The sequence below is a fragment of the Streptomyces sp. CB09001 genome, assembly GCF_003369795.1.
In the GTDB taxonomy this organism is placed as follows: domain Bacteria; phylum Actinomycetota; class Actinomycetes; order Streptomycetales; family Streptomycetaceae; genus Streptomyces.
Genome location: NZ_CP026730.1, coordinates 2,199,276 through 2,225,000, shown reverse-complemented (window position 1 = coordinate 2,225,000; position 25,725 = coordinate 2,199,276). Strand labels below are relative to the sequence as shown.

Genomic DNA, 25,725 nt, shown 5'->3' with positions numbered 1-25,725 from the left:
AAGGACCGTCGTGGCCACAACCGCCCGGGGCGCGGCCGACGCGCCCGCCGCCCTCGCCTCTCGCGCTCGCCGTGCTCGCCACCCTCGCCCGGTCCGGCAGCCTCGTCACCTCCCGGGCCCTCGGCGACAGCGTGCCGCCCGTCCAGCACGCCTTCCGGCGCCGGGCGGTGGCCCACGCGGTCGTCGCCCCCTTCGGAGCGCGGCGGGCGCCCGGTGCGACACCGGACGCCCCCTCGTACGTACGGACCGCCTACTCGGCCGCCGCCGCGTCCGCCGCCTGGGCCCGCAGCGCGCGCTCGACGCCCGAGCGGGACTCCGAGACCAGCCGGCGCAGGGCCGCGTTCGGCTCGGCGGAGGCCAGCCACGCGTCCGTGCGGTCCAGGGTCTCCTGGGACACCTGCACCGCCGGGTACAGGCCGACCGCGATCTGCTGGGCCATCTCGTGCGAACGGGACGCCCAGACGTCCTTCAGCGCCTCGAAGTACCGCTCCGTGTACGCCGCCAGCAGCTCGCGCTGGTCGGTCTGGACGAAGCCGGCGATGACCGCCTCCTGCACGGCGTTCGGCAGCTTGTCGGAGTCGACGACCGACTCCCAGGCCTCCGCCTTGGCCGCCTCGGTCGGGCGGGCCGCCCGCGCGGTGGCCGCGTGGCGCTCACCGGCGGCGGTCTTGTCCCGCTCGTACTCGCTCTGGATCTCCGACCCGCCGAACCGGCCCACGGCCGCGAGCCGCTGCACGAACGCCCAGCGCAGCTCGGTGTCGACGGCCAGGCCCTCGATCGTCTGCGTGCCGTCCAGCAGCGCGTCCAGCAGGTCCAGCTGCTCCGGCGTCCGCGCCGTCGCCGCGAACGCCCTCGCCCACGCCAGCTGGTGGTCGCTGCCCGCCTCGGCGGCGCGCAGGTGGGCCAGCGTGGCCTCGGTCCAGCGGGTGAGCAGCGCCTCGCGGGCGGTGGGGGCGGCGTACTGGTCGATGGCCAGCTTCACCTGGCGGTGCAGCGACTGCACGACACCGATGTCGGACTCCTTGCCGATGCCCGACAGCACCAGCGACAGGTAGTCGCGGGTCGCCAGCTCCGCGTCCCGGGTCATGTCCCACGCCGACGCCCAGCACAGGGCGCGGGGGAGGGACTCGGTGAAGTCGCCGAGGTGCTCGGTGACCACGGCCAGCGACTGCTCGTCCAGGCGCACCTTCGCGTACGACAGGTCGTCGTCGTTCAGGAGCAGCACCGCCGGGCGGGGCTTGCCCACCAGCTGCGGTACGGCCGTCAGCTCGCCGTCCACGTCCAGCTCGACCCTCCCCCAGCCTTCGGCCGGGGGGACCCCCACGCCGCGCACCAGCCTGCCGTCGCCGTCGAGGTCGTAGGCGCCGATCGCGATGCGGTGCGGGCGCAGGGTCGGCTCGCCCTTGGCACCCGCGGGGAGCGCCGGGGCCTCCTGGCGGACGGCGAAGGAGGTGATGACACCGTCGGCGTCGGTCTCGATCTCCGGGCGCAGCACGTTGATGCCGGCCGTCTCCAGCCAGGCCTTCGACCAGGTCTTCAGGTCGCGCCCCGAGGTCTCCTCCAGCGCGCCCAGCAGGTCGGACAGGCGGGTGTTGCCGAACGCGTGCCGCTTGAAGTACGCCTGCACGCCCCGGAAGAACGCGTCCTCACCGACGTACGCCACGAGCTGCTTGAGCACGCTGGCGCCCTTGGCGTACGTGATGCCGTCGAAGTTGACGAGCACGTCGTCCAGGTCGCTGATGTCCGCCATGATCGGGTGCGTGGACGGCAACTGGTCCTGCCGGTATGCCCAGGTCTTCATCTGGTTGGCGAACGTCGTCCACGAGTGCGGCCACTTCGAGCCGGGCGCGTCGGCCTGGCAGGCGGCCTCGGCGTAGGTGGCGAACGACTCGTTCAGCCACAGGTCGTTCCACCACTCCATGGTGACCAGGTCGCCGAACCACATGTGCGCCAGCTCGTGCAGGATCGTGGCGGCGCGCACCTCGTACGCGGCGTCCGTCACCTTCGAGCGGAACACGTACTGGTCGCGGATGGTCACCGCGCCCGCGTTCTCCATCGCGCCCGCGTTGAACTCCGGCACGAAGAGCTGGTCGTACTTCTTGAAGGGGTACTGGTAGTCGAACTTCTCCTGGAACCAGTCGAAGCCCTGCCGGGTGACCTCGAAGATCGCGTCCGCGTCGAGGTGCTCGGCCAGCGAGGGACGGCAGTAGATGCCGAGCGGCACGGACTGCCCGTCCTTCTCGTACACGCTGTGCACCGAGTGGTACGGGCCGACGATCAGCGCCGTGATGTACGACGAGATGCGCGGGGTCGGCTCGAACTCCCAGACGTTGTCCTTCGGCTCGGGCGTCGGCGAGTTGGAGATGACCGTCCAGCCCTCGGGGGCCTTCACGGTGAACTGGAACGTCGCCTTCAGGTCCGGCTGCTCGAAGCTCGCGAAGACCCGGCGCGCGTCCGGCACCTCGAACTGCGTGTACAGGTACGCCTGGTCGTCCACCGGGTCGACGAACCGGTGCAGGCCCTCGCCGGTGTTGGTGTACGCGCAGTCCGCGGCCACGCGCAGGATGTTGCGTCCCGGCAGCAGGCCCGGCAGGGCGATGCGGGAGTCCTGGAACACCTCGGCGGGGTCGAGGGCGTCGCCGTTCAGCGTCACCTCGTGGACCGTCGGCGCGACCAGGTCGATGAAGGACTCGCCGCCGCCCTCGGCGACGTCGAAGCGCACCGTGGTCACGGACCGGTAGGTGCCTCCCCCGCTCTCGGCTTCGCTCGAGGGGGAGGTGCCCCCACCCTGCGCGCCGGTGAGGTCGAGATCGATCTCGTACGAGTCAACGGTCAGCAGCGTCGCCCGCTGCCGCGCCTCTTCGCGAGTCAGGTTTGTGCCAGGCACGCGGTCATCTCCTCGTTATGTGTGGGTTGCGCCATCCTTCCACGTGGCCGGGACGGAACGCGATGTCCATTTCCCGCCGGTGCGCGGCGCGCCCGCGCGCGAGCCTGGACCCATGAACGGTTACACCGCACACCCCGTCCCTCCGGCCGCCCTCGAGGAACTGCGCGCCACCGACGACGCGGGCCGCGTCCCCGCTCCCACGACCGACGACGAGGGCGGCGCGCCCCTGCGCTGCTGCCTGCGCCGCAGCAGCCCCGGCGATCGGATCGCGCTGGTCTCCTACGCCCCGCTGCGCCGCTGGGCGGCGGAGACGGGCGCCGACCCGGGCGCCTACGACGAGCAGGGGCCGGTCTTCATCCACGCCGAGGAGTGCGCGGGCCCGGAGACGGACCGCCTCCCCTTCACCAACTCGCACCGCACCCTGCGCCGCTACTCCGCCGACGGGCACATCCTGGGCGGGCGGCTGATCGGTGACCCCGGCGCCTTCGAGTACGCCCTCCGGGAAGCGCTCGACGACCCGGCCGTGGCGTTCGTCCACGTCCGGGCCGTCGAGTACGGCTGCTTCCTGTACGAGGTGCGCCGCGGCTGAGACCCGCCCGCCTCAGCCGCCCACCCCGATCCGCCAGGGGCCGTCGGCCTCGATGCGCAGGATGCCGGGCGCCTGCACGGGAGCCAGTACGTCGAGGAGGCCGACCTCGTTGACGAGGAGATCCTCCTCGTCGTCCTCCCACTCGGGATCGTGCGAGGCGAAGTAGTGCCAGACGACGAAGTTGCTCCGGCCCTGGTGCACGAAGGACAGCACACCCGCGGGACCCTCGTACACCAGCAGGTCCGGGCCCCTGCCGTCCAGGCTGTGCACCAGGCGCCGGGCGTGGGCGAGCGGCAGCACCCGCAGCGTCCAGGGGGTGTCGGCGCGCACCAGCAGGGACAGCGGCCGGTCCTTGGGGACGGTGGCGAACGTACGGGCGTGGACGTCGTCCTCGTACGTCGACAGCAGATCCTGGTCGGCGCGTCCGTACGCGTCGCACGAGTCGATGTTCACCGAGATGCTGTCCCTGCACGCGATCTCGACGACCACGCGGGCGCCGGGCGGCAGGTTCGGCGGGCAGGTGACGCGTTCCTTGCCCGAGGCGTGGTGCGTGAACGGCGGGAAGGAGAGCGCCAGCTCCGACGCCAGGCGGTCGGCGGGCGGCGCCGGGAAGGACGCGGCGACCGGCGCCGCGTGCGAGGGCGCCGCGTGCGAGGGCGCCGCCGGAGGGGCGTAAGAGGCCGGAGGGGCGGGTGGCAGGGGTGGAGGGGGCGCGGGGGCCGGGGCCATGGGTACCGGTTGCGGGTCCTCGGCGACCGAGATGCCGAAGTCCGTGGCGAGCCCGGCGAGGCCCGAGGCGTACCCCTGCCCCACCGCGCGGAACTTCCAGCCGCCGTTCCTGCGGTAGAACTCGCCGAAGACGAAGGCGGTCTCCGTCGAGGCGTCCCCGATCGTGAAGGACGCGACCTGCCGCCCGTCCGGCAGAGCGACCCGGACATCCAGGAAGGGCACCTGCCCGAACGTTCCTGCGTCGGTGGACGCGGCCACCACGACCCGGTCCATTCCGAGTTCGACGGCCGCGAGGTCCAGCCACAGCCAGTCGGCGCCCGTGCCGTCGGCCCCCCGGCCCTTGCCCAGGTGGCGCACGGCGCCCGACGGGTGGGCCGGCTGGTTGTAGAAGACGAGGTCGGCGTCCGAGCGGACTCGGCCGGCAGCGTCGAGCAGCAGGGCCGAAACGTCCACGTCCGGTACGTGGGCGCCCTGCCGCCAGGTCACCGCGACCTGGAGGGTGGCTGCGGGAACGGGCAGGTTGCCGCCCTTCGTCATCTGCGTCATGGCGTGATCTTCACACGATCGGCACGACTGGCGAGGCGGATTGCCATACTCCGCATCGGGGGGGGGCGTCACACGGGAGGGGGCGGCCACCCCGTACCGGGTGACCGCCCCTTGGGAAGCGGTGGACTACTTGGCGGACAGCTCCGCCGCCACCAGCTCCGCGATCTGCACCGCGTTCAGGGCCGCGCCCTTGCGGAGGTTGTCGTTGGAGACGAACAGGGCGAGGCCGTTGTCCACGGTCTCGTCCTGGCGGATCCGGCCCACGTACGCCGGGTCCTGACCGGCCGCCTCAAGCGGCGTCGGCACCTCGGTGAGCGCCACGCCGGGGGCGCCGGCCAGCAGCTCCTTGGCGCGCTCCACGCTGATCGGCCGGGCGAAACGGGCGTTGATCTGCAGGGAGTGGCCGCTGAAGACGGGCACGCGCACGCAGGTGCCGGACACCTTCAGCTCCGGGATCTCCAGGATCTTGCGGGACTCGTTGCGGAGCTTCTGCTCCTCGTCCGTCTCGTGCAGGCCGTCGTCGACGATCGAGCCGGCCAGCGGCAGCACGTTGTACGCGATGGGCGCCACGTACTTGTCCGGCTTCGGGAACTCGACGGCCGAACCGTCGTGGGTCAGCTTGGGGGCGTCCGCGCCCACCTTCTGGACCTGCTCGAACAGCTCGTCCACGCCGGCCAGGCCGGAGCCGGACACCGCCTGGTAGGTGGCGACGACGAGGGCTTCGAGGCCCGCCTCCGCGTGCAGCGGACGCAGCACCGGCATCGCGGCCATCGTGGTGCAGTTCGGGTTGGCGATGATGCCCTTGGGGCGGTCGGCGATCGCGTGCGGGTTCACCTCGGAGACCACGAGCGGGACCTCGGGGTCGCGGCGCCAGGCGGAGGAGTTGTCGATCACGACCGGGCCCTGCGAGGCGACCTTTTCGGCCAGCGCCTTGGAGGTGGCACCGCCCGCCGAGAACAGCACGATGTCCAGCCCGGAGTAGTCGGCGGTGGCCGCGTCCTCCACCGTCACGCCGTCCAGGTACTTGCCGGCGCTGCGGGCCGAGGCGAACAGGCGCAGCTCGGTGACGGGGAAGTCGCGCTCCGTGAGGATCCTGCGCATGACCGTGCCCACCTGACCGGTGGCTCCGACGATTCCGACCCTCACGGTGACTCCTTCTCCGTTTGTACGCGTGTCCTCACGCGCGCTTTGCTCGGCCGAGACCTTTCCATCATGGGGCGAAGCCCGGCCCGCCTGTCCAATCCTTTGCACGGTGTTCCCGCACCTTGGGACGCGGTGGCCCGGTCCGCCCCTGCCCACCCCTTCCCGCCCCACACGACGATGTGACGTACGCCTCGCGCCGAAAGGCGGCCGCCCGGGCGAACGTTTCGGGCTCCTCGCGCGTCGTAAGGGAAACGTGGCCGGGGGAGGAAATGGCTTTGCTGCGCAGAAGGGCCCGCCGCGGCCAGGGGGACGACGTACGCGACGACCCCCTGGACGCGGCACAGGAACGCCGGGTGCGGGCGGTGCTCGCGCTCGGCGGGGTGCCGCAGGCGGACCTGCCGGACGGGGTGCAGCAGGTCCGCCTGCGGCTGCTGGAGCGGACGGCCAGTGGCCGTGAGGCGCCGCGCGACGTGTCCGCCTGGGCGGCGGTCGTCGCCTCCAACCTGGCCATGGACTGGCACCGGGCCAGACGCCGTCAGGACCGGCTCGGGGAGCGCCTGGCCGCGTTGCGCCAGCCGGAGCACCCCCGCGACGAGGACACCAGCGTCCTGTCCCTCGCCGTCGCGCAGGGCCTGGACGAGCTGCCCGACGCCCAGCGCCAGGTCCTCGTCCTGCGCTTCTACGCCGATCTTCCGGTGCGTGGCATCGCCGAGGAGCTGGGCATCCCCGAGGGCACGGTCAAGAGCAGGCTGCACACGGCGGTCCGGGCCCTGCGCGCCCGCCTGCACGAGGACGAGGTGGTGTGAGATGGCCGCCGAACAGCACCCCGGTGGGTACGACGACGGGTACGACGCGCTGATGGCCGCGATCACCGGCGAGCCGCTGCCGCCGGACGCGGGGCCGGACGCCCGCGGCGAGTACCGGTCGGCGACGGCCGACGTGGCGCTGCTGCGGGAGCAGCTGAACCTGCTCGGGGACGCCCTGGGCGACGCCGCTCCGGAAGAGCGCCCGGCTCCGGCTCCGGCCCCGGCACCACGCCGCCGCCCCTTCCGCCTCGCCCTGGGGGTCCTCGCGGCGGCCTGCGCGGGGGTGGTCGTCACGAGCCTGGGCTGGCTGGCCGTGCAGACCGGCAGCGGTGCCGACGAGGACGCGGCGAGCGGCAGCGCGGCCGACAGCTCCGCGGTGCGGCCGGGGAGCCCGACCGCGGGCCAGGAGGCGGCCCTCGTCTTCGGCACCCCCCGCTATCTGGTCTGCGCCCGGCTGGTCGCCGAGGGCACGGTGACCGCCGCCGAACCGGTACCGGGCACCGCACGGCACCGGGTCACGCTCCGCGTGACGCACGCCTACGCACCGGGGGAGAGCGCCGGGCCGACGACGACGTTCGTCCTGGACGACAGCCTCGCCCGCCTCGCCCCCGGCGACCGGGCACTGGTCGGCGTCCTGCGGGAGCGGCCCACCGCGGACACGGTGATCACCGGCGACCGGAACATCGCCACCGCCCGCACCTGGATCACCGCCTCCCTCCCCGAGTCCCGCACCCTCACCTGCGACTGAGCCACCGAGGAGCACACCCAGCAGCACACCGAGCGCACACCGAGCAGCACCCCGAGGAGCACGCGAAAGGGGCGGGCGCCCCAAGCCGGCGCGCCCGCCCCTCCCCGTACCGCACCGGACTACGGCACGACCTTGCCGATCCGCACGCTGCCCAGGCCCGCGACGGTGCCGTGGGCGTTGACCAGCTGGACCCGGCCGAAGAACTCGCGGCCCTCGGGGGCGGCGGCCAGGGCCGTGACGCTGCCGGAGACCGTCGCGGAGTCGCCCGTGCCGAGCTTCACCGTCGCCGAGTCGTCCACCGTCACCGAGCCGAGCGTGGCGGCGAAGTACACGTCCCGGTAGTCGTACTCCGTGCTGCCCGACGGCACCGAGTAGCCCGCGACCTCGACGGTGTACGTACCGGCGGCCGGCTTCGCGATCGACACCGACTCCTCCGAGTCGCCGTCGGCGGACTGGGCGACGACGGCGCCGTCCTCGCCGTAGACCGTCAGGTCCAGGTCGGCGGCCGCGTCGGAGACGCCGCCGATGGCGACGTCCAGCGACTCGGCGCCCTCGGGCACCTCGACCGTGGAGGTGGCCGTCTCACCCTGCTCGATCGCCGGGCGGGACGTCTCGGACGAGCCGAGCGGGCCGCCGACCAGCCTGCCCTCCAGGGCGGCGTACTTGTTGGTCACCGTCCACGAGGCGTCCGCCGGGGTGCCCGCCTTGGCCTCGGGCACGGTCACGACCTCCGGGTCGAAGGCCGCGCCGAGCACGGTGACGTCCAGCCGGTACGGGTTGTCGAGCAGCGGCGAGGTGCGCCGGGCCTCGACCTCGACCTCCCAGACGCCGGGCTGCGGGTCCGCGTACGCACGCACGTCGGGGCGGCAGCCGTTGCCGTCGAGGTAGTTGTTGTAGCAGTACGGCGTCGAGGTGTTGTCGGACGGGACGCCGTACGGGTGGATGGAGATGAACCGGGTCTGGCTCTCACCCTTGAGCCCGCCGATCGCCACCTCCAGCGACTTCGCGCCCTCGGGGACGGTCACGAAGTACGACGTGGTGTCGTTGCGCTGCACCGAGCCCTTCGCCGAGAAGTCGTACTTCAGCGGGGCGGAGACCACGACCGTGGTCAGGACCTGCTGGTCGACGCCCTCGGTGCGCGGGTCGTCCACCTCCAGGATCGCGCTCTTGAGCCCGGCGGAGCCGGGGCGCGCCTCGACCTTGACGGTCACCGGCTCGTTCAGCGGCAGCCTCACCTCGTCGCGGCCGACGATCCGGAAGGTGTGGCCCGCGTTGTTCTCGAAGTCCAGCTCGTGCCGGACCGCCCGGTCCGGGCCGGTGGTACGGGTGAGCGTGATCTCGTACGTCTTCTTCTGCCCGGCCTTCAGGCCGCCCTCGCGGTCGTAGAGGCCGGTGCCGTAGCCCGGGGTCTCGAGGAACTGGTCGATCGCGGTGTCGACCGGTGCCTTGACCGTGTACTCGTGGGCGCTCGCGCCGCGCCGGATCGACTTCCAGGCGTCGGGGATGTTGATCAGTCCCGCGCCCTCCTCGTACGCCTGCACGCCCTTGATGTGGTCGGCGGTGGAGGTCAGCGCCGTGCGCAGCTTCGCCGGGGTGAGGTCGACGCGGGCCTGCTTCGCCGCCGACAGGAGCAGGGCCGAGGCGCCCGCCGCCTGCGGGGACGCCATCGAGGTGCCCTGGAGCATGCCGTAGCCGGCCGGGAGGTCGTAGCCCGCCTCCGGCACCGGGGCGCCCGGCATCCAGGTCTGTATGGAGTTGACCGCGGCGCCGGGCGCGGTCAGCGTCGGTGTGAAGCCGCCGTCCTCACGCGGTCCGCGCGAGGAGAACGGCATCATCTGGTACTTGGTCCGCACCGCGGAGCCGTAGTTGGCGGCCCAGGTCTCGCGGGAGATGGACGCGCCGACCGAGATCACCTTGTCGGCGAGGCCGGGGTCCCCGATGGTGTTGGCGCCGGGGCCGGAGTTGCCCGCGGAGATGACGAGCTGCACCCCGTAGGTGTCGATGAGGCGGGTGTACAGCTCGGCGCGCGCGTTGTTGCCGTCGTTGAGGGCGGGCAGACCGCCGATCGACATGTTGACGATGTCGACACCCCGGTTGACGACGAGGTCGATCATGCCCTCGGTCAGCGCGACGTTGGTGCAGCCGCCGCTCCAGGTGCACGCGCGCGAGGAGACGATCTTCGCGCCGGGTGCGGCACCGTCCATGCGGCCGCCGAACAGGCCGTTGGCGGCGGCGAGTCCGGCCACGTGCGTGCCGTGCTCGGACTCGATGACGCCGATGTTGACGAAGTCCGCCTTGGCGCCCGCGGAGTTGTAGACGACGTCCTTGCGGATCTCGACCACGAAGGGCTGGCGCTCGGCCACGTCCGTCTTCGGGTCGTCGGTGCCGAAGTACCCGACCTGGAAGCCGTCCTTGTAGGGCTTCATCGGGGTGTCGTCGGAGAAGTCGTGGTTGTTGTTCAGGTCGACGCGGACCGTGCCGGTCTTCGCGTCGTACAGGACGCCCCAGGAGTCGGTGGTGTCGCCGTCCCGGTTGGCGTCGCCCGCGGCGTCACCGCCGGTGGTGTACGACTCCAGGAAGGTGCTGACCCGGTAGGCGCCCGCGGGTGCCGTCCAGGTCTGCCCGCCGTAGGTGAAGGTGGGCCCGGAGACCGAGGTGGTCATCGGGCGCCAGGTGCGGTCGCCGTCGACGACCGGGTCGGTGGCGGTGACCCAGTCGACGATCTTGCGCTCGCCCGTGGTGGTCTTCCGCAGCGCCGGGTGGCCGAGGTCGACGCCGGAGTCGAGGATGCCGATGGTGACGCCGCGGCCGTCCGACTTCGGGTACTTCTTCACGAAGTCGACGGCACCCGTCTCGAAGGACGGGTTGTACGGGTTCTCGGCGGGCGTCCAGCGGTTCGGCGCCGGGTAGGAACGGCCCTTGTGCGAGGCGCCCTTCGCCATGTCCGCGCTCGGCGTCGGGTCGTCCAGCGGGATCTCGTCCCGCAGGTCGATGCCGTGCACGGAGGAGAGCTTCGCGGCGGCGGCGATCGCCGAGTCCGCCTTGGCGGTGGGCACGGTGGCGCGCACGTAGCCCAGCTCGTCGTAGGTGCGGCCGACGGTGCCGCCGGAGACCGCGTCCAGCTCCTTCGCCACCTGCTCGGTCCGGCCCGGCGCGGTGGCGACCATCATCGTGACGTTCTTCTCGCCGGCGGCCTTCGCCTCGGCGAGCAGGTCCGCGTCGTCGGAACCGAGCTTGTCGTGGGCGGACTTGACGGACGCGTCGACGGGCGGCGCGGTCGTGGAGGGCCCGTCGGCGGCCAGGGCCGCGGGCACCGGCCCGACTGCGGCGAGTGCGGCGGCGAGACCCGTGGCGACGGCCAGGCGGGCCGCGCGTCTCGCGCCCGGTATCGGTTCGCGCTGGGGGCTGTTGGTCATCGGCATCCCTTGGGGTGAAGGAACGAGCGGTACGACCAAGGCCGACCGGCCCTGGCCGAGGCAGTCCGGAATCCGATCCCGGACGACCGCTCAGCTTTACTCAAGAGATCACTGATTGGGGAGAGTTGTCCGGGACGGGATGAAGCCATGGCGTACTTCCGCCATGCGCCATCGGGGACACAAGGGGCGGGTCATGACAATCCCGTTTGCCGTCCCCGGCCTCCCGGCCTCCCGGCCTCCCGGCCTCCCGGCCTCCCGGCCTCCCGGCCTCCCGGCCTCCCGGCCTCCCGGCCTCCCGGCCTCCCGGCCTCCCGGCCTCCCGGCCTCCCGGCCTCCCGGCCTCCCGGCCTCCCGGCCTCCCGGCCTCCCGGCCTCCCGGCCTCCCGGCCTCCCGGCCTCCCGGCCTCCCGGCCTCGCGGCCTCCCGGCCTCCCGGCTCCCGTCACCCGGTGGCCCGCGCCCGGCGCCCCCTACCGGGGCAGCACCACGACGTACGCGGCGGGCTCCCGGTCCCCGGCCGCCATCAGCGCCGTCCGTACGACGGCCGCCTGGTGCTCCGGGCTGTCCCGCAGCTTGCGCGGGGTGAGGTGCACGACCGTGATCCCCAGCCGTTCCAGGTGCTCGCGCTTGCGGGCGTACTCCGCCCGGGCGGCGTCGTCCTCCTGCTGCCGGTGCGCCCGGGTGTCCAGCTCCAGCGCCACCGCCTGCCCGGGCCAGAAGGCGTCCACGCCGCCCAGGTGGGGGCCGCCGGGCAGACGCAGGTCGACGTTCCAGACCGGCTCGGGCAGGGCGTGCTCGCGCACCATCCGGTACAGCCGCTGCTCGGCCAGTGCCCGCCCCTCGGCGACCAGCGAGTCCACCGCGTCCACCACGTGCGGGCGGCTGAGCAGCCGCGCCCGGTTCAGCTCCCGTACCACCGCGGCGGGCTCGCAGTGACCGCCGCGCACCGCCTCGGTCAGCAGCCGGCGGACCGTGCCCGGGTCGGTCAGCTCCGCGACCGCGTCCGCCAGGGCCCGCGCCACCGGCGCCACCGGAACCCCCGTCAGCTCCACTGCGGTCGGCAGCGCGGTGGTGCGGACGATGCGTGCGCACCCCGTCGTGCGCAGCCGGCGCAGCCGCGGGACCAGGACGTCGATGAGCTCCAGGGACGACAGCGGGGGAGCGGCGGAGAAGCCGTGCAGCGTCAGCCCCGCCAGGCCCGTGATCATCGCCTCCGCGTAGGCCGGCACCGGCGGGTGCTCCCCGCCCGGCTGGACCGGCACCGAGGCGGTCCCGCCGGGTGCCGTGCCCGAGGTGCGGTCCCGCGCCGCGTAGAGCAGCACCGCGTGCAGGCGCTCGTCGCCGGTCGGCGGCCCCGGGTGCAGCAGGACGACGTTCGGGAGGAGCTGCTGCCAGGGTCCGCCGGGCCGGCACTGCTCGTTGGTCTCCGCGGCGGAGACACCGTGCGCCCGCAGCTGGGCGACCGTCATCGGCCGGCGCCGGCCGTCGGCCAGGTCGTGCAGCGGGCGGGGGCGGGGGGAGAGCGGGATGTTGTGCGTCATGACCGGCAACTTCCCGCGCCCGATCGGCCCCCTAACCGGTGTTACACGTCCATCGCCGAACCGGGACAAGCCCGGACTAAAGGACGAGTGTTCGGATGCCGAAACCCCTGGTCCGAACGGGTGGGACCAGGGGTTACGGCCAGCCGGGCACGCATCTTGTAACGACGACGGAACGCCCGATCATTGGCCAAAGATCAGGCGTTCCGGGCGGGGAGGGGGCCGCTACCGAGCGCCCGCCGCCGCGTCGCAGGCCTGCCCGCGCAGCGCCCGCGCCAGGTCGTCCCGCGCCTCCAGCACCAGCCGGCGCAGCGCCGGGGCCGCGTCCTCGTGCGCCGACAGCCACGCGTCGGTCGCGTCCAGGGTGTCCCGGGAGTCCCGCAGCGACGGGAACAGGCCCCGGACCACGTCCATCCCGATCTGGATGGACCGCTCGGCCCACACCCGCTCGATCGCCGCGAAGTACTTGTCCGGGTACGGCGCGAGCAGGTCCCGCTGCGAGGGCTGCGCGAACCCGGCGATGGTCGCCTCCACCAGCGCGTTCGACAGCGCGTCCGACTCCACGACCTGCGCCCAGGCCTGCGCCTTCACCGCAGCCGAGGGGCGGGCCGCCAGACAGCGCACCTGGTGGCGCCTGCCGGAGGCCGTGTCGTCGCGGGCCAGCTCGGCGGCCAGGACGCCCTCGTCGGCGGCGCCGTGGGCCGCGAGCGGCGCGAGGAAGGCCCAGCGCAGCTCCTGGTCCACGTCCAGCCCGTCGATCTTCTCGGTGCCGTCCAGCAGCCCGCGCAGCAGCTCCAGCTCCGCCCCGTCGGACGCCACCGACGCGAAGAACCGCGCCCACGCGAGCTGCTGCTCACTGCCCGGCGCCGCGTCCCGCAGCTCGCGCAGCGCACCCTCGCCGAGCAGCCGGCCGCCGGTCTCCCGCCAGTCGGGGGCCGCGTAGTGCACCAGCGCCGAGTTCGTCCAGGCGTGCAGCATCTGCAGGACGCCGATGTCGGACTCGCGTCCGGCGAACCGCAGCACCAGCGCCGCGAAGTCCCGGGCGGGCAGCAGCGCGTCGCGCGTCATGTTCCACAGCGCCGACCAGCACAGGGCACGGGCCAGCGGGTCGGTCAGGGACCCCAGGTGCTCGCGCAGCGTCTCCAGCGAGGTCGCGTCGAACCGCGTCTTGCAGTACGTGAGGTCGTCGTCGTTGACCAGGACCAGCTCGGGAGCCGCGGCACCGGCCAGCTCCGCCACCACCGTGCGCGGCCCCTCGACGTCCACCTCGGCGCGCGCGTACCGCTCCAGCGCGCCCTCGGCCGTGCGCCGGTACAGGCCCACCGCGACGCGGTGCGGGCGCAGTTCGGGGTGCGATTCGGCGGCCTCCTGCACGACCGCCAGCTCGTCGACCGTGCCCGCCTCGCCCAGCAGCACCTGCGGGGTCAGCGAGTTGACGCCGGCCGTCTGGAGCCAGGAGCGCGACCAGGCCGCCATGTCCCGGCCGCTGGTCTCCTCCAGGACCGACAGCAGATCGCCCAGGCGCGTGTTGCCGTACGCGTGCCGCTTGAAGTAGCGCCGCGCGCCCTCCAGGAACGCGTCCTGCCCGACGTACGCCACCAGCTGCTTGAGCGCGGAGGCGCCCTTGGCGTAGGTGATGCCGTCGAAGTTGAGCTTGGCGTCCTCCAGGTCACGGATGTCGGCCGTGATCGGGTGCGTGGAGGGCAGCTGGTCGGCGCGGTACGCCCAGGCCTTGCGGCGGTTGGCGAAGGTGATCCAGGCGTCCTTGAAGCGGGTCGCGCCGACGTTCGCGAACGCGCCCATGAAGTCCGCGAAGGACTCCTTCAGCCACAGGTCGTCCCACCACTCCATGGTGACCAGGTCGCCGAACCACATGTGCGCCATCTCGTGCAGGATCGTGTTGGCGCGGCCCTCGTACGAGGCCCGCGTCACCTTCCCGCGGAAGATGTACTCCTCCCGGAAGGTCACCATCCCCGGGTTCTCCATCGCGCCGAGGTTGTACTCGGGCACGAACGCCTGGTCGTACTTCCCGAACGGGTACGGGTAGTCGAAGTGGTCGTGGAAGAAGTCCAGGCCCTGCTTGGTGATCAGGAAGACGTCGTCCGCGTCGAAGTGCGGCGCCAGACCCTTGCGGCACAGGGCGCCGAGCGGGATCTCCAGCCGGGTGCCGTCGTCGAGGGTCCGCTCGTAGGAGTCCGTCACGTAGTGGTACGGACCGGCCACGACACACGTGATGTACGTCGAGATCGGCTTCGTCTCCGCGAACCGCCACACCTCGTCGGCGCGCTCACCCGCGCCGTTGGACCACACCGTCCACTCCTCGGGCGCGCGCACCTCGAAGCGGAAGGGCGCCTTGAGGTCCGGCTGCTCGAAGTTGGCGAAGACCCGGCGCGAGTCGGCCGGCTCGTACTGGGTGTACAGGTACACCTCGCCGTCCTCCGGGTCGACGAAGCGGTGCAGTCCCTCGCCCGTGCGGGAGTACGCGCACTGGGCGTCGACCACCAGCTCGTTGTCGGCGGCCAGGTCCTCCAGGGCGATCCGGGAGCCGTCGAAGACCTCGCCCGGGTCGAGGTCGCGGCCGTTGAGGGAGACGGCGGTGACGCCCGGTGCGACCAGGTCGGCGAAGCTGCTGGCGCCGGGCTCGTTGCAGCGGAAGCGGATCGTGGTGACGGACCGGAACGTGCGCGGCCCCTCGCCCTGCACGTCACCGACCGCCGAGCGCACGTCGAGGGACACCTCGTACCCGTCGACGGACAGCAGGGCGGCCCGCTCCCGGGCCTCGTCGCGGGACAGATTCTCACCGGGCACGGGCGGCACTCCCTCGGATGGTGTTCGGTATACGTGCTGTCACGTGGTGTCACGTGATGTTCAGTATGCGGACAGCACCGATCCTGCCATGCGCCCCTGACGCGCGGCAGCCGGGAATGGGCGGGCCGCTCGTCGGGTTGTCCGGATGAGTACTCACTCGCGCCACCTCATGAGGAGAGACATGTCGGAGAAAACGCCTGTCGACTTCTGGTTCGACCCCCTGTGCCCCTGGGCCTGGATGACCTCCCGCTGGGTCCTGGAGGTGGAGAAGGTCAGGGACATCGAGGTCCACTGGCACGTGATGAGCCTCGCCGTCCTCAACGAGGACAAGCTCGACGAGCTGCCCCCGGAGTACCGCGAGATGCTGGAGGTCAAGGCCTGGGGCCCGGTCCGCGTCGTCATCGCCGCCCAGGAGGAGCACGGTGCCGACGTGCTCGGCGACCTCTACACGGCGCTCGGCACCCGCATCCACAACCAGGACGAGGGCCCCGGCCGGGAGACGGTCGCCGCGGCCCTGAAGGACGTCGGCCTGCCCGAGTCCCTCATGGACCACTGGGACGACACCCCCTACGAGCCGCAGCTGCGCGTCTCCCACAAGGAGGGCATCGACAAGGTCGGCCAGGAGGTCGGCACCCCGGTCATCGCCGTGCCCGGCGCCGACGGCGGGCAGCTCGCCTTCTTCGGCCCGGTCGTCACCCCCGCCCCCAAGGGCGAGGACGCCGCCAAGCTCTGGGACGGCACCCTGGCCGTCGCCTCCGTGCCGGGCTTCTACGAAATCAAGCGGACCCGCACCAAGGGCCCGGACTTCAGCAACCTCTGATCCGGGCGGGCGTTCCCCGCGCCCCTGCCCGGGGACGCGGGGAGGAGGCACGGGCGGTCAGTCCTCCTCGGGCAGCGTCGCGCCCACCCACCACCTGTCCTTGCGCTGGATCCGGCGGCAGCCGTTGTACGTACAGCGGTGGTAGGCCTTGGCGACGAAGACCTCCCCGGCCGGCAGATCGCCGAGCGCCAGCCGCGCCGCCGCCTTCTCCTGGTCCCCCTCCAGGTCCCGGAACTCGTGCATCGTGTCGCCGCAGTTCGGACACCGTACGTACGCCATCAGCGCCTCCTCGGGGGAACGGTGAGTCATTTCCCCCCGAGAAGGCGCCCTATCCCTGCGTTCGAAGGGGCGATGTCCTCCGGTTCCCGCTATGCGGCGACCGGCGTGTAGTGCGAGGCGTCGCCCTCGATGGAGTAGCTCTCCTTGTCCTCGATGCCCACCGGCACGGGACCGGCCAGCGTCACCCGGTGCAGCCGGCGCGGCAGACCGTCGTAGTTGTCGACGGCGTAGTGCTGGGTGATGCGGTTGTCGAACAGCACCAGCTGGTTCTCCGACCAGCGGTGCCGCAGCACGTTCTCCGGGCGGGTGACGTAGGACTGGAGCAGTTCGAGGAGCTTGCGCGACTCGCCCACCGACAGGCCCACGATCCGCTGTGCGAACCCGCCGATGAACAGTCCCCGCTCGCCGGTCAGCGGGTGGACCCGCACCACCGGGTGGGCCGTGCGGTACTTGATCGAGGTGAACCGGGACCGGTGCGCGGCCTTCTCCGCGTCGATGTCCTCGTCGGCCACCGCGTAGTCGTAGTCGTTGGTGTGCTCCGCCCACAGGCCGTCGGCCAGCCGCCGCAGCGGCTCGGGCAGGTCCCGGTAGGCGCCCGCCGAGGACGCGATCAGGGTCTCGCCGCCGTACGGCGGGACCGTCAGGCTGCGCAGCGAGGTGGCCTGCGGCGGGTTGAGGACGAAGGTGACGTCGGTGTGCCAGTGGTTGGCACGGCCCCGCTCGCTGTCGACCGGCAGCACGTTCGGGGCGCCGTCCACAGCGCCGACGGTCGGGTGGGCGGTGGTGAGGTCCCCGAAGGCGCGCACGAACGCCTGCTGGCCCTCGTCGTCGAGGTCCACGTCGTCGAAGACCAGCGCCTTGTGCTCGGCGAGGGCGGCCCCCAGCGCGGTGACGGTGGCCCCGTCCAGCGGCCGGGAGACGTCGACGCCGGACACCTTCGCGCCGATACGGGAGGTGATCCTGGTGATCCGCAGATCGCTCATGCCGGTTCCTCTCTCAGATACGGGTGAGTGCGGCCGGTGCCCCGGCGGTGGCCGGGTCGGTGGCCTCGGTGACGTACTGGTTGCGGGGCCGGGGCAGCCCGTAGCGCTCGCGCAGGGTCTGCCGGGGGCCGTACGCGGTGCGCAGCAGACCGCGCTCGCGCAGGATTGGGACGACGTGGTCCACGAACGTCTCCAGGCCGGAGGGCAGTACCGGCGGCATGATGTTGAAGCCGTCGGCCGCACCCTGCGTGAACCACGACCCGATCCGGTCGGCCACCTGCTCCGGTGTCCCGGTGAAGGTCAGATGGCCGCGCCCGCCGCCGAGCCGCCCGATCAGCCGCCGCACGGTCAGGCGCTCGCGCCGGGCCAGCTCCACGATCAGCGTGTAGCGGCTCTTGGCACCCTCGATGGCGCTCTCCGGCGGCAGGTCGTCCGGCAGCGGACCGTCCAGGTCCAGGGTGCCGGGCTCCAGCCGCAGCAGGTCCTCCAGGCGCCGTACGCCGTGCGCGGGCACGATGTGGTCGTCCAGGACCTGCTCCGCGGCGCGTGCCTCCGCCTCGGTGGAACCGAGCACCGGGACGATGCCCGGCAGCACCTTGAGGTGGCCGGGGTCGCGCCCCGCGAGCCGGGTGCGGGACTTGATGTCGGCGTAGAAGGCCTGCGCGTCCCCGAGCGTCTGCTGCGCGGTGAACACCGCCTCCGCGTACCGGGCCGCGAAGACCTTGCCGTCCGTGGAGGAGCCGGCCTGCACCAGCAGCGGGTAGCCCTGCGGCGTGCGCGGCACGTTGAGCGCGCCCTCCACACGGAAGTACGTGCCCTTGTGGCGCGGCGGATGGACGCGGGCGTCGTCGCCCCACACACCGGCCGCCTTGTCGGCGAGGACCGCGTCGTCCTCCCAGCTGTCCCACAGCTTCAGCGCGACGTCCAGGAACTCGGCGGCGCGGGCGTAGCGTTCGGCGTGCGCGGGCTCGGCGTCCAGGCCGAAGTTGCGGGCCGCCTCGGCCCCCGCGGTGGTGACGATGTTCCAGCCCGCCCGGCCGCCGCTGACGATGTCCAGCGAGGCGAACCTGCGGGCCAGGTTGTAGGGCGAGTCGTAGGACGTGGACGCGGTCGCGATCAGACCGATGTGCTCGGTCGCCGTGGCCAGCGCCGTCAGGAGGGTGAGCGGTTCCAGCGCGCCGGCCGGCCGCTGTGCGAGGTTGCTCCACAGCTGCGGGCCGTCGGCGAGGAACAGCGAGTCGAACGTGCCCCGTTCCGCGGTCCGGGCGAGACCCACGTAGTGCGCGAGACTCACGTGCGCGTACGGGTCGCTCTCCGGCAGCCGCCACGACGCCTCGTGGTGGCCGGTGTTCATCAGGAACGCGTTCAGATGCAGTCGGCGGGTCATCAGTGGTCCTCCGTCACACCGAGGGCGGCCAGCAGCCGCTCCCGGTACTCGCCCAGCTTCGGCTCCCGGTAGGAGCGCGGATGGGGGCGGTCGATGGTCAGGTCGAGGCCGATACGGCCGTTCTCCAGCACCAGCACCCGGTCGGCGAGCACGATCGCCTCGTCGACGTCGTGGGTGACCAGCAGCACCGTGGGCCGGTGCCGCTCCCACAGCTCCCGCAGCAGGCCGTGCATCCTGATCCGGGTCAGCGCGTCCAGGGCGCCGAACGGCTCGTCGGCGAGCAGCAGCTGCGGCTCCCGCACCAGCGCCCGGGCCAGTGCCGCCCGCTGGGCCTCGCCGCCGGACAGCTCCCCGGGCCAGGCCCGTTCGCGCCCCGCGAGACCCACCTCGGCCAGGGCGGCCCGGCCGCGTTCGGCGGCCTCCTTGCCCTCCGCGCCGAGCAGCACGTTGTCCAGCACCCGGGACCAGGGCAGCAGCCGGGAGTCCTGGAAGACCACCGACACCCGCTCCGGCGCGGACAGCCGCCCCTCGCCCTCGACGCCGTGGTCCAGTCCGGCCACGGCCCGCAGCAGCGTGCTCTTGCCGGACCCGCTGTGCCCCAGCAGCGCCGTGAACTGGCCGGCGGGCAGTTCGAGATCGATGCCGTCGAGCACCGTACGGCCCTTGAACGACCTGGTCAGACCGTGCAGCCGGACGGCCGGACGGGTCAGCTGCTCAGTGTGCGTCGCCACGACAGCACCCTCCGCTCGATCAGACGGACCACGCTGTCGGAGACCAGGCCGAAGACGCCGTAGATCAGCAGACCGACGAGGATCACGTCCGTCTGGCCGTAGTTCTGGGCCTGGAACATCATGTAGCCGAGGCCGCTGGTGGCGTTGATCTGCTCCAGCACCACCAGGCCCAGCCAGGAGCCGGTCACGCCGAGCCGCAGTCCCACGAAGAAGCCGGGCAGCGAGCCGGGGATCACCACCTGGCGGATGAACCGCAGCCGGGACAGTCCCTGCACCTCGGCCAGTTCGACGTAGCGGCTGTCGATGCCGGACAGCGCGGCGTGCGTGTTCAGGTACATCGGGATGTACACGACGATCGCGATGATGGCGATCTTGAAGGTCTCCCCGATGCCCAGCCACAGGATGAACAGCGGGATCAGACCCAGGGTCGGAACGGCCCGGTTGAGCTGCACCGTCCCGTCGATCAGGGCGTCGCCCACCCGGCTGAGCCCGGCGGCCAGCGCCAGCAGCACCCCGGCGCCCAGCCCGATCGAGAACCCGGTCGCCGCCCGGCGCAGCGAGGTCACGACGTCGGTGGCGAGCGTCCCGTCCGACCACAGCCGGCCGGCCGTCTCCGCCACCGTCCACGGCGCCGGTATCGCGCCGGGATCCAGCGCCCCGGCGGCCGAGGCGGCCGTCCACAGGACGACCACCAGCAGCGGACCGGCGAGACGGGCGGCCGGCCACTGCTTTCCGGGCGAGAGGCGGCGGCGCCTGCGCACCTGACGGGTGTCCTCGGCGACGGTGACCGTGCTCTCGGCACTCGCGAGGGTGGTCACGGCGCTCACCTCCGGTACTCCGCCGTCGCGGCCCGTGCCGCGATGGCCTCGAAGCGACGGTCGAAGAGCTGCGTCACGTCGAACTCCTTCACGAAGCCGCCCTCCGCCAGCAGATCCGCCGTCTCCTGCTCCCACCTGATCGCCTCGTCCCAGCTCGGCGGGAACAGCGGCTTGTTGGCCAGCTCGGTGACGGCCCGCGCCTGCGCGAGGGTCAGGTTCTGGGTCTTGACGTAGTACTCCTCGTTCCACCGGTCCGGGTGCTCCCACGTCCAGACGAGGCCCTTGACCCACTGCGGGATGTAGGCGGCGACGGCGGCGGCCTTGGCGGGATCGTTCAGTACGGACTGCGGCGCCCACAGCAGGCTGAGCAGGTCGACCACGTCGGTCTCGATGGTGTGTGCGCCCTTGGACCCGTACTGGTTCAGATAGGCGGGGGCCTGGCTGTTGGCGAGCGGGGCGACGTCCACCTGCCCGGACTGGAGCGCGGTCAGGAACTGGTTGCTGGTCAACGGCACCAGTTCGACCTGGTCGTGGGCGAGTCCCGCCTTCTTCAGCGCCCGCAGCAGCACGACGCCCTGCGCCTGCCCCTGCGAGAAGGCCAGCTTCCTGCCCTCGAAGTCGGCCGGGGTGCGAATGTCGCTGCCGGGCTTCGTCGCGAACAGGTAGTTCGGTTTACGGGTGAGGTTGACGGCGACGATCCTCGCCCTGAAACCCTGGTAGTAGGCCTGGATCGGCGGAATGCCGGCATTGTTGGCCAGGTCCAGGGAGTCCGCCCGGAAGGCGTTGATGACGTCGGGTCCCGCACCGATGTTCAGCCAGTCCGACACCTTGAACGGAACCGTGAGCCGGGCCAGTTCGAACTGGATTTGCTGAGTGTTCTGATAAGAGGAGATCTTCAGACTGGTGCCCTCGGGCACCGTGTCGGAGAGCGGAGCGGTGGAGGCACCCTTCGTCTCGGCGGCGGCACTGCCGCCGGCGCAGCCGCCGAGCCCGGCGACGGCCGCCGAAGCGCCGATCAGCGAGGTGAGGAAGAGGCGTCGGTCAATGCCTGTGGCAGGCGGAGAGGGCATGGGAGAACTCCCTGATCTCATACGGACGGGGCACGGCGGCGTCGGGGAAAACAGAACGGCACGGCAAGGCGGTGCCAGGCAGTGAGGCATGCGGAATTCCGGTGACGGAAAAGGGAATTCACGCAGCGGGATGCGCGCTCCGGGCGCGCCGGGGCGTCAGCAACAGAAGGTGCGACAGCTCATGAGATGAATGCTTCCGGTCATCGGTGATCCGTGTCAACATTCCGAGACGCTGAATTAATTAGCCTCAGGTGAAGTGCCCAACGGATCCCGGTACAGCACGTCCAGGACGACCGAGCCGCCCGCGACGGCCAGCACGGATTCGGGAAAGCTCGTCGGGAAGACGGCCGCCGCGCGTTCCGTGCCGGCCGCCTCCCGCAACGCCGCCAGGCAGTCCGTGCGATGCATGGCGCCGATCTCGGTCACCACCACCGTCTCCGGGTTGAGGACGTCCGCCAGCAGGCCCACCGCCCGCCCGGTGGCCCGCGACCGCTCCAGCAGCAGCGCGGCGGCCACCGGGTCACCGGCGTTCGCCGCGGCGAGCACGTGCCGCGGATTGGTCCCGTCGGTGATCCCGGCCGCACGGGCCCGGCGGCACAGGGTGCGCTCGCCCAACTCCGCCTGGAGGCAGCCGGTACGCCCGCACGCGCACGGCTCGCTGCCGCCCGGCACCGGCAGATGCGCGATCGCGCCCGCCTGCGAACGCGGCCCGTGGTGCACCTCGTCGTGGGTGGCGAAGGCCGCGTCGACCACGTTGCCGACGAACAGGTGCAGTACGCTCCCGCTGCCCCGCGCCCGCCCGAAGAGCCGCTCACCGTTGACCAACGCCCGTGCGTGTCCGTCGACGTGGACCGGCAGCCCGGTGTGCGCGCCGAGCACCTCCCGTACCGGCACGTCCCGCCAGCCCAGCAGTCCGTGCTCGACGATCACGCCGGAGTCCCGGTCGACCCAGCCGCCGGCCGCGAGCCCCACCCCGAGCGGCCGGGCGTCGCGGACCTCGGCCAGCAGCGCCGCCAGCGCCTGCGCCGCGCGGGGCAGCACCCACCGCGGATCGGTGCGCTCGTGCTTCAGCTCCCGCTGCCGCACCACCCGGCCGCGCAGATCGAGCAGCGTGACCGTGGTGTGGGGGACGGCCACGTGCATCCCGCCGACGACGAACCGCGAGTCGTCGAGGTCCAGGGGCACGTGCGGACGGCCCACGCCCTTGGACCGCCGGGGCGGCTCGGCCTCGCGGACCAGCCCGAGCCGGGTGAAGCGGGCGCAGTAGTCCGTCACGGACGCCGGGGACAGTCCGGTCAGCCGGGCGATGGTGCTGCGCGCCACGGGCCCGTGCTCCAGCACGGAACGCAGCACCACACCGGCGGTGGCCCGCCGCCGGTCGCGGTCGGCGCCGCGGGGCACGGGGGAAGCGATCAGGGTTGCCGCGGTACGGGGCATGGGGGTGGGTCTCCTCCGGAACGGGTCCGACACTGCGCCGTCTGAACGGACGGAGGCGCGCCGGGTCCACCCCGCCCGCCTCACGGATCTGTTGACTCGTTCGCCGGGGGCACCCGTGTGGTGGTGCCCCGTCAGCTCACGCGAGGACGGCGACAGGTGGCGGTGCCCTGGCGTCGCAGGTCGACATAGCGACGCGACGTGAAGTTCCGGGCCTGGGCAACCATGTGTTCGAAGCTAGCAAAACGCCACCGCCCTGCCCAGACGGCGACCGACGGGCGAGACGGAGGACACCGACGGGCGAGACGGAGGGCACCGACGGGTGAGACGGAGAGCACCGCCGGACATGACAGAAGGCCCCCGCGAGTCACGTCCTCGCGGGGGCCTTCCTCATTCCGCCTGCCCGGTGAAGGTTGAGAAGACGATCACGAGGCAGGACGACTCGGCGGGCTCAGGGAGCCAGCAGCAGCCTGTCGGTGCGGGACTTGGCGGCCTCGTAGCGCCTGGCCACGTCCTGCCAGTTGACGACGGCCCACATGGCGTCGATGAAGTCGACCTTCTGGTTCTTGTACTGGAGGTAGAAGGCGTGCTCCCAGGCGTCGAAGACCAGGATCGGGGTGGAGCCCTGGCCGACGTTGCCCTGGTGGTCGTAGATCTGCTCGACGATCAGCCGGCCGCTCAGCGGCTCGTGGGCCAGCACGCCCCAGCCCGAGCCCTGGGTGGTCGCGGCGGCCTTGGTGAGCTGCGCCCGGAAGCCGGCGAAGGAGCCGAAGGACTCCGCGATCGCGTCGGCCAGCTCGCCCACGCCGTCCTGGTCCAGCGGCTCGCCGCCGCCGTCACCGGTCATGTTGTGCCAGTAGATCGAGTGCAGGATGTGGCCGGAGAGGTGGAAGGCCAGGTTCTTCTCCAGGCCGTTGATCGAGCCCCACGTCTCCTTGTCCCGCGCCTCGGCGAGCTGCTCCAGCGTGTCGTTGGCGCCCTTGACGTACGCGGCGTGGTGCTTGTCGTGGTGCAGCTCGATGATCTCGGGACTGATCACGGGAGCCAGCGCGGAGTAGTCGTACGGCAGTTCAGGAAGCGTGTAGACGGACATGGCGGATCCCCTCCGACCTCTTATTGCAAAAGGCTTGCAAGTGCACGCTAGCAGCAAGAGGCCCGGGAGGGGTGGAGGGGCGAAGCCGGCGCATACGAAAGGGCCCCCGCACGTCTTGGTGCGGGGGCCCCGGGGAGATGCGCCGGACGGGTCCCTATCCGCGAGCCGCGCCCCGCCGCTGCCGGGCGTAGCCGACGGCCGCCAGGACCAGCGTCATCCCGCCGGTCGAGTACAGCTGCACCCGCGTGTCCGGCTCGCGGGCCATCAGGACGAACACCGCGGCCATGCCCGCCAGCGCCACCCAGGTCAGCCACGGGAAGCCCCACATGCGCACGACCAGCTTCTCGGGCGCTTCCTGCTCCAGCCTGCGGCGCAGCCGCAGCTGCGCGGCGGCGATGAAGATCCAGACGACCAGGATGACCGCGCCGATCATGTTCAGCAGCCAGGAGAAGACGTCGTCCGGCCGCCAGTAGCTGAGCAGCACGCAGCCGAAGCCGAAGAGGGAGGAGACGAGTACCGCGACCCGCGGCACCCCGCCCGACACCCGGCCCAGCACCCTCGGTCCCTGCCCCCGCTCGACCAGCGAGTAGCCGATGCGTGAGGCCCCGTAGATGTTGGCGTTCATCGCGCTCAGCAGCGCCACCAGCACCACGATGTTCATGAGCTGCCCGGCGCCCGGGATGCCCAGCTCGTCGAGGGCCGCGACGTACGGGCCCTTCTCGACGACCTCGGGGGAGTCCCACGGGACCAGGGTGACGATGACCGCCATCGAGCCGATGTAGAACAGCGCGATGCGCCACATCGCGGTCCGCACGGCGCTCGCCACGCCCCTGACCGGGTTCTCCGACTCGGCCGCCGCGATGGTCACCGTCTCCAGGCCGCCGTAGGCGAACACCGAGGCGAGCAGGCCGATGATCAGGCCGTTGCCGCCGTGGGGCAGGAAGTCGCCCAGGTGGGAGGTGCCGGGGGAGTCGGTGCCCGGCAGCATCCCGCAGATCGCCAGCACGCCGAGCACCAGGAACAGCGAGATCGCGCCGACCTTGAGCGCCGCGAACCAGAACTCGAACTCGCCGAAGTTCTTCACGGCGGCCAGGTTCGTCCCGCAGAACACCACCATGAACAGCGCCACCCACGCCCATTCGGGCGTGCCCGGCAGCCAGCCGTGCACGATCTGCGCCGCGCCGATGCCCTCGAGGCCGACGGCGGTGCACAGCAGCACCCAGAACGCCCAGCCCGCGGTGAAACCGGCCCAGGGGCCGATCGCCCGCTCGGCGTGCGCGGAGAAGGAGCCGGAGGACGGATACGCGGCGGACATCTCGCCCAGCATCCGCATCACCAGCATCACGAGGAGACCGGAGACGGTGTAGGCGACGACGATCGAGGGCCCCGCGGCGGCGATACCGGCGCCGGAGCCGACGAACAGGCCGGCTCCGATCACCCCGCCGAGGGCGATCATCGACAGGTGGCGCTGCTTGAGGCCGTGGGAGAGGGAGGCGTCCACCGGCTGGGGCGCCTTGGTGGTGGTGCTGTTGGACATGGAGCGGCTCGTCCAATGCGTGGGGGGCGGGTGGAGGTGGGGGGTGGTGGGGGGTGGTGGGGCTGGGCAGGGCAAAAGCGCCCACAGTTTCCGGTCTCGTGCCGTCCGGCGACAGCGGCGGCCCACGATGCGGACGGACCGGATACGGAACGCGATCATCCGAATACGGCATTCCGCTTACTCCCGCACCCGCGTGACACCCGCCTCACCCCCTGGGTGACCGGTCTCACCCGAGTCCGGGTGTATCCCGCCCCCTTTGTCGGGAGCCCACCAAGTCCATGAGCGGGCCTTTGTCGGGCGCTGCTGGTGATCGGTCCCGTCCGCTGGGATAGCGTCGCGGTGTCCCGACATGTCCACACCACCC

Annotated in this window: 19 protein-coding genes and 1 pseudogene; 5 read left to right on the top strand and 15 right to left on the bottom strand. The window is 72.2% G+C overall.

Annotation, left to right across the window (positions count from 1 at the left end):
* Window positions 1-29 precede the first annotated feature (29 nt).
* Window positions 30-209: pseudogene (locus C4J65_RS36555) on the top strand (EamA family transporter); the annotation flags it as partial.
* A 41-nt stretch (window positions 210-250) separates the two neighbouring features.
* On the opposite strand, the gene pepN (C4J65_RS10260) reads toward C4J65_RS36555, so the two are convergent.
* Complete coding sequence (gene pepN / locus C4J65_RS10260) at window positions 251-2,887, bottom strand: aminopeptidase N (RefSeq protein ID WP_115742139.1); 2,637 nt, start codon at window positions 2,885-2,887, stop codon at window positions 251-253.
* A 112-nt stretch (window positions 2,888-2,999) separates the two neighbouring features.
* Here pepN (C4J65_RS10260) and C4J65_RS10255 point away from each other — a divergent pair, with 112 nt between their 5' ends.
* Window positions 3,000-3,476: a DUF1203 domain-containing protein gene (locus tag C4J65_RS10255; RefSeq protein ID WP_115742138.1), complete on the top strand. Its 477-nt coding sequence runs from the start codon at window positions 3,000-3,002 to the stop codon at window positions 3,474-3,476.
* Between the two features lie 12 nt (window positions 3,477-3,488).
* On the opposite strand, the gene C4J65_RS10250 is transcribed toward C4J65_RS10255, so the two are convergent.
* Both C4J65_RS10250 and C4J65_RS10245 read right to left on the bottom strand, forming a co-directional pair.
* Window positions 3,489-4,751, bottom strand: coding sequence for a TerD family protein (locus tag C4J65_RS10250; RefSeq protein WP_115742137.1), 1,263 nt, complete (start codon window positions 4,749-4,751; stop codon window positions 3,489-3,491).
* Window positions 4,752-4,877: 126 nt separating this feature from the next.
* On the bottom strand, window positions 4,878-5,897 hold the full coding sequence (locus C4J65_RS10245; protein ID WP_115742136.1) for an aspartate-semialdehyde dehydrogenase: 1,020 nt from the start codon (window positions 5,895-5,897) through the stop codon (window positions 4,878-4,880).
* A gap of 266 nt (window positions 5,898-6,163) precedes the next feature.
* Between C4J65_RS10245 and C4J65_RS10240 the strand changes: the two genes are divergently transcribed.
* Both C4J65_RS10240 and C4J65_RS10235 read left to right on the top strand, forming a co-directional pair.
* Window positions 6,164-6,700: a sigma-70 family RNA polymerase sigma factor gene (locus C4J65_RS10240; RefSeq protein WP_162833117.1), complete on the top strand. Its 537-nt coding sequence runs from the start codon at window positions 6,164-6,166 to the stop codon at window positions 6,698-6,700.
* 1 nt (window position 6,701) lies between these two features.
* On the top strand, window positions 6,702-7,448 hold the full coding sequence (locus C4J65_RS10235; RefSeq protein ID WP_115742134.1) for a hypothetical protein: 747 nt from the start codon (window positions 6,702-6,704) through the stop codon (window positions 7,446-7,448).
* 119 nt (window positions 7,449-7,567) lie between these two features.
* On the opposite strand, the gene C4J65_RS10230 is transcribed toward C4J65_RS10235, so the two are convergent.
* The 3 genes from C4J65_RS10230 to pepN (C4J65_RS10215) all read right to left on the bottom strand — a co-directional run bounded on the left by C4J65_RS10230 (window position 7,568) and on the right by pepN (C4J65_RS10215) (window position 15,209).
* Complete coding sequence (locus C4J65_RS10230) at window positions 7,568-10,864, bottom strand: S8 family serine peptidase (RefSeq protein ID WP_115742133.1); 3,297 nt, start codon at window positions 10,862-10,864, stop codon at window positions 7,568-7,570.
* Window positions 10,865-11,333: 469 nt separating this feature from the next.
* Window positions 11,334-12,404, bottom strand: a complete 1,071-nt coding sequence (locus C4J65_RS10220) for a hypothetical protein (protein ID WP_162833116.1) — start codon at window positions 12,402-12,404, stop codon at window positions 11,334-11,336.
* 222 nt (window positions 12,405-12,626) lie between these two features.
* Window positions 12,627-15,209 carry an aminopeptidase N gene (gene pepN, locus C4J65_RS10215; RefSeq protein ID WP_162833115.1) on the bottom strand — a complete coding sequence of 861 codons (2,583 nt, stop codon included), beginning with the start codon at window positions 15,207-15,209 and terminating at the stop codon, window positions 12,627-12,629.
* Between the two features lie 181 nt (window positions 15,210-15,390).
* Between pepN (C4J65_RS10215) and C4J65_RS10210 the strand changes: the two genes are divergently transcribed.
* Window positions 15,391-16,029 carry a DsbA family protein gene (locus C4J65_RS10210; protein ID WP_162833114.1) on the top strand — a complete coding sequence of 213 codons (639 nt, stop codon included), beginning with the start codon at window positions 15,391-15,393 and terminating at the stop codon, window positions 16,027-16,029.
* A gap of 57 nt (window positions 16,030-16,086) precedes the next feature.
* Here the strand turns inward: C4J65_RS10210 and C4J65_RS10205 are convergent, their stop codons facing one another.
* From C4J65_RS10205 to C4J65_RS10165, 9 genes are all read right to left on the bottom strand, one after another.
* Window positions 16,087-16,308: a hypothetical protein gene (locus tag C4J65_RS10205; protein WP_115742130.1), complete on the bottom strand. Its 222-nt coding sequence runs from the start codon at window positions 16,306-16,308 to the stop codon at window positions 16,087-16,089.
* Window positions 16,309-16,397: 89 nt separating this feature from the next.
* Window positions 16,398-17,291 carry a TauD/TfdA family dioxygenase gene (locus tag C4J65_RS10200; RefSeq protein ID WP_115742129.1) on the bottom strand — a complete coding sequence of 298 codons (894 nt, stop codon included), beginning with the start codon at window positions 17,289-17,291 and terminating at the stop codon, window positions 16,398-16,400.
* Between the two features lie 13 nt (window positions 17,292-17,304).
* The gene (locus C4J65_RS10195; RefSeq protein WP_115742128.1) at window positions 17,305-18,678 is read right to left on the bottom strand and encodes an LLM class flavin-dependent oxidoreductase; all 1,374 of its coding nucleotides are present in this window, start codon (window positions 18,676-18,678) and stop codon (window positions 17,305-17,307) included.
* Window positions 18,678-19,409, bottom strand: coding sequence for an ABC transporter ATP-binding protein (locus C4J65_RS10190; RefSeq protein WP_115742127.1), 732 nt, complete (start codon window positions 19,407-19,409; stop codon window positions 18,678-18,680). Before C4J65_RS10190 ends, C4J65_RS10195 begins: the two co-directional genes overlap by 1 nt.
* Entirely contained in the window at window positions 19,385-20,227 is an 843-nt protein-coding gene (locus tag C4J65_RS10185) for an ABC transporter permease (protein WP_115746375.1), read from the bottom strand. The genes C4J65_RS10190 and C4J65_RS10185 overlap by 25 nt, the downstream gene beginning before the upstream one ends.
* Window positions 20,228-20,232: 5 nt before the next feature.
* Window positions 20,233-21,297, bottom strand: coding sequence for an ABC transporter substrate-binding protein (locus C4J65_RS10180; RefSeq protein ID WP_115742126.1), 1,065 nt, complete (start codon window positions 21,295-21,297; stop codon window positions 20,233-20,235).
* Window positions 21,298-21,534: 237 nt separating this feature from the next.
* Window positions 21,535-22,734 carry an ROK family protein gene (locus C4J65_RS10175; protein ID WP_115742125.1) on the bottom strand — a complete coding sequence of 400 codons (1,200 nt, stop codon included), beginning with the start codon at window positions 22,732-22,734 and terminating at the stop codon, window positions 21,535-21,537.
* 448 nt (window positions 22,735-23,182) lie between these two features.
* Complete coding sequence (locus C4J65_RS10170; RefSeq protein ID WP_115742124.1) at window positions 23,183-23,824, bottom strand: superoxide dismutase; 642 nt, start codon at window positions 23,822-23,824, stop codon at window positions 23,183-23,185.
* A gap of 154 nt (window positions 23,825-23,978) precedes the next feature.
* Window positions 23,979-25,361, bottom strand: a complete 1,383-nt coding sequence (locus C4J65_RS10165; protein WP_115742123.1) for an amino acid permease — start codon at window positions 25,359-25,361, stop codon at window positions 23,979-23,981.
* Window positions 25,362-25,725: the final 364 nt, after the last annotated feature.

Coding starts and splice junctions, on each gene's coding strand:
- C4J65_RS10255 (WP_115742138.1), top strand. CDS start 3,000: ATGAACGGTTACACCGCACACCCCGTCCCTCCGGCCGCCCTCGAGGAA.
- C4J65_RS10250 (WP_115742137.1), bottom strand. CDS start 4,751: ATGACGCAGATGACGAAGGGCGGCAACCTGCCCGTTCCCGCAGCCACC.
- C4J65_RS10240 (WP_162833117.1), top strand. CDS start 6,164: ATGGCTTTGCTGCGCAGAAGGGCCCGCCGCGGCCAGGGGGACGACGTA.
- C4J65_RS10235 (WP_115742134.1), top strand. CDS start 6,702: ATGGCCGCCGAACAGCACCCCGGTGGGTACGACGACGGGTACGACGCG.
- C4J65_RS10230 (WP_115742133.1), bottom strand. CDS start 10,864: ATGACCAACAGCCCCCAGCGCGAACCGATACCGGGCGCGAGACGCGCG.
- C4J65_RS10220 (WP_162833116.1), bottom strand. CDS start 12,404: ATGACGCACAACATCCCGCTCTCCCCCCGCCCCCGCCCGCTGCACGAC.
- C4J65_RS10210 (WP_162833114.1), top strand. CDS start 15,391: ATGTCGGAGAAAACGCCTGTCGACTTCTGGTTCGACCCCCTGTGCCCC.
- C4J65_RS10205 (WP_115742130.1), bottom strand. CDS start 16,308: ATGGCGTACGTACGGTGTCCGAACTGCGGCGACACGATGCACGAGTTC.
- C4J65_RS10200 (WP_115742129.1), bottom strand. CDS start 17,291: ATGAGCGATCTGCGGATCACCAGGATCACCTCCCGTATCGGCGCGAAG.
- C4J65_RS10195 (WP_115742128.1), bottom strand. CDS start 18,678: ATGACCCGCCGACTGCATCTGAACGCGTTCCTGATGAACACCGGCCAC.
- C4J65_RS10180 (WP_115742126.1), bottom strand. CDS start 21,297: ATGCCCTCTCCGCCTGCCACAGGCATTGACCGACGCCTCTTCCTCACC.
- C4J65_RS10175 (WP_115742125.1), bottom strand. CDS start 22,734: ATGCCCCGTACCGCGGCAACCCTGATCGCTTCCCCCGTGCCCCGCGGC.
- C4J65_RS10170 (WP_115742124.1), bottom strand. CDS start 23,824: ATGTCCGTCTACACGCTTCCTGAACTGCCGTACGACTACTCCGCGCTG.
- C4J65_RS10165 (WP_115742123.1), bottom strand. CDS start 25,361: ATGTCCAACAGCACCACCACCAAGGCGCCCCAGCCGGTGGACGCCTCC.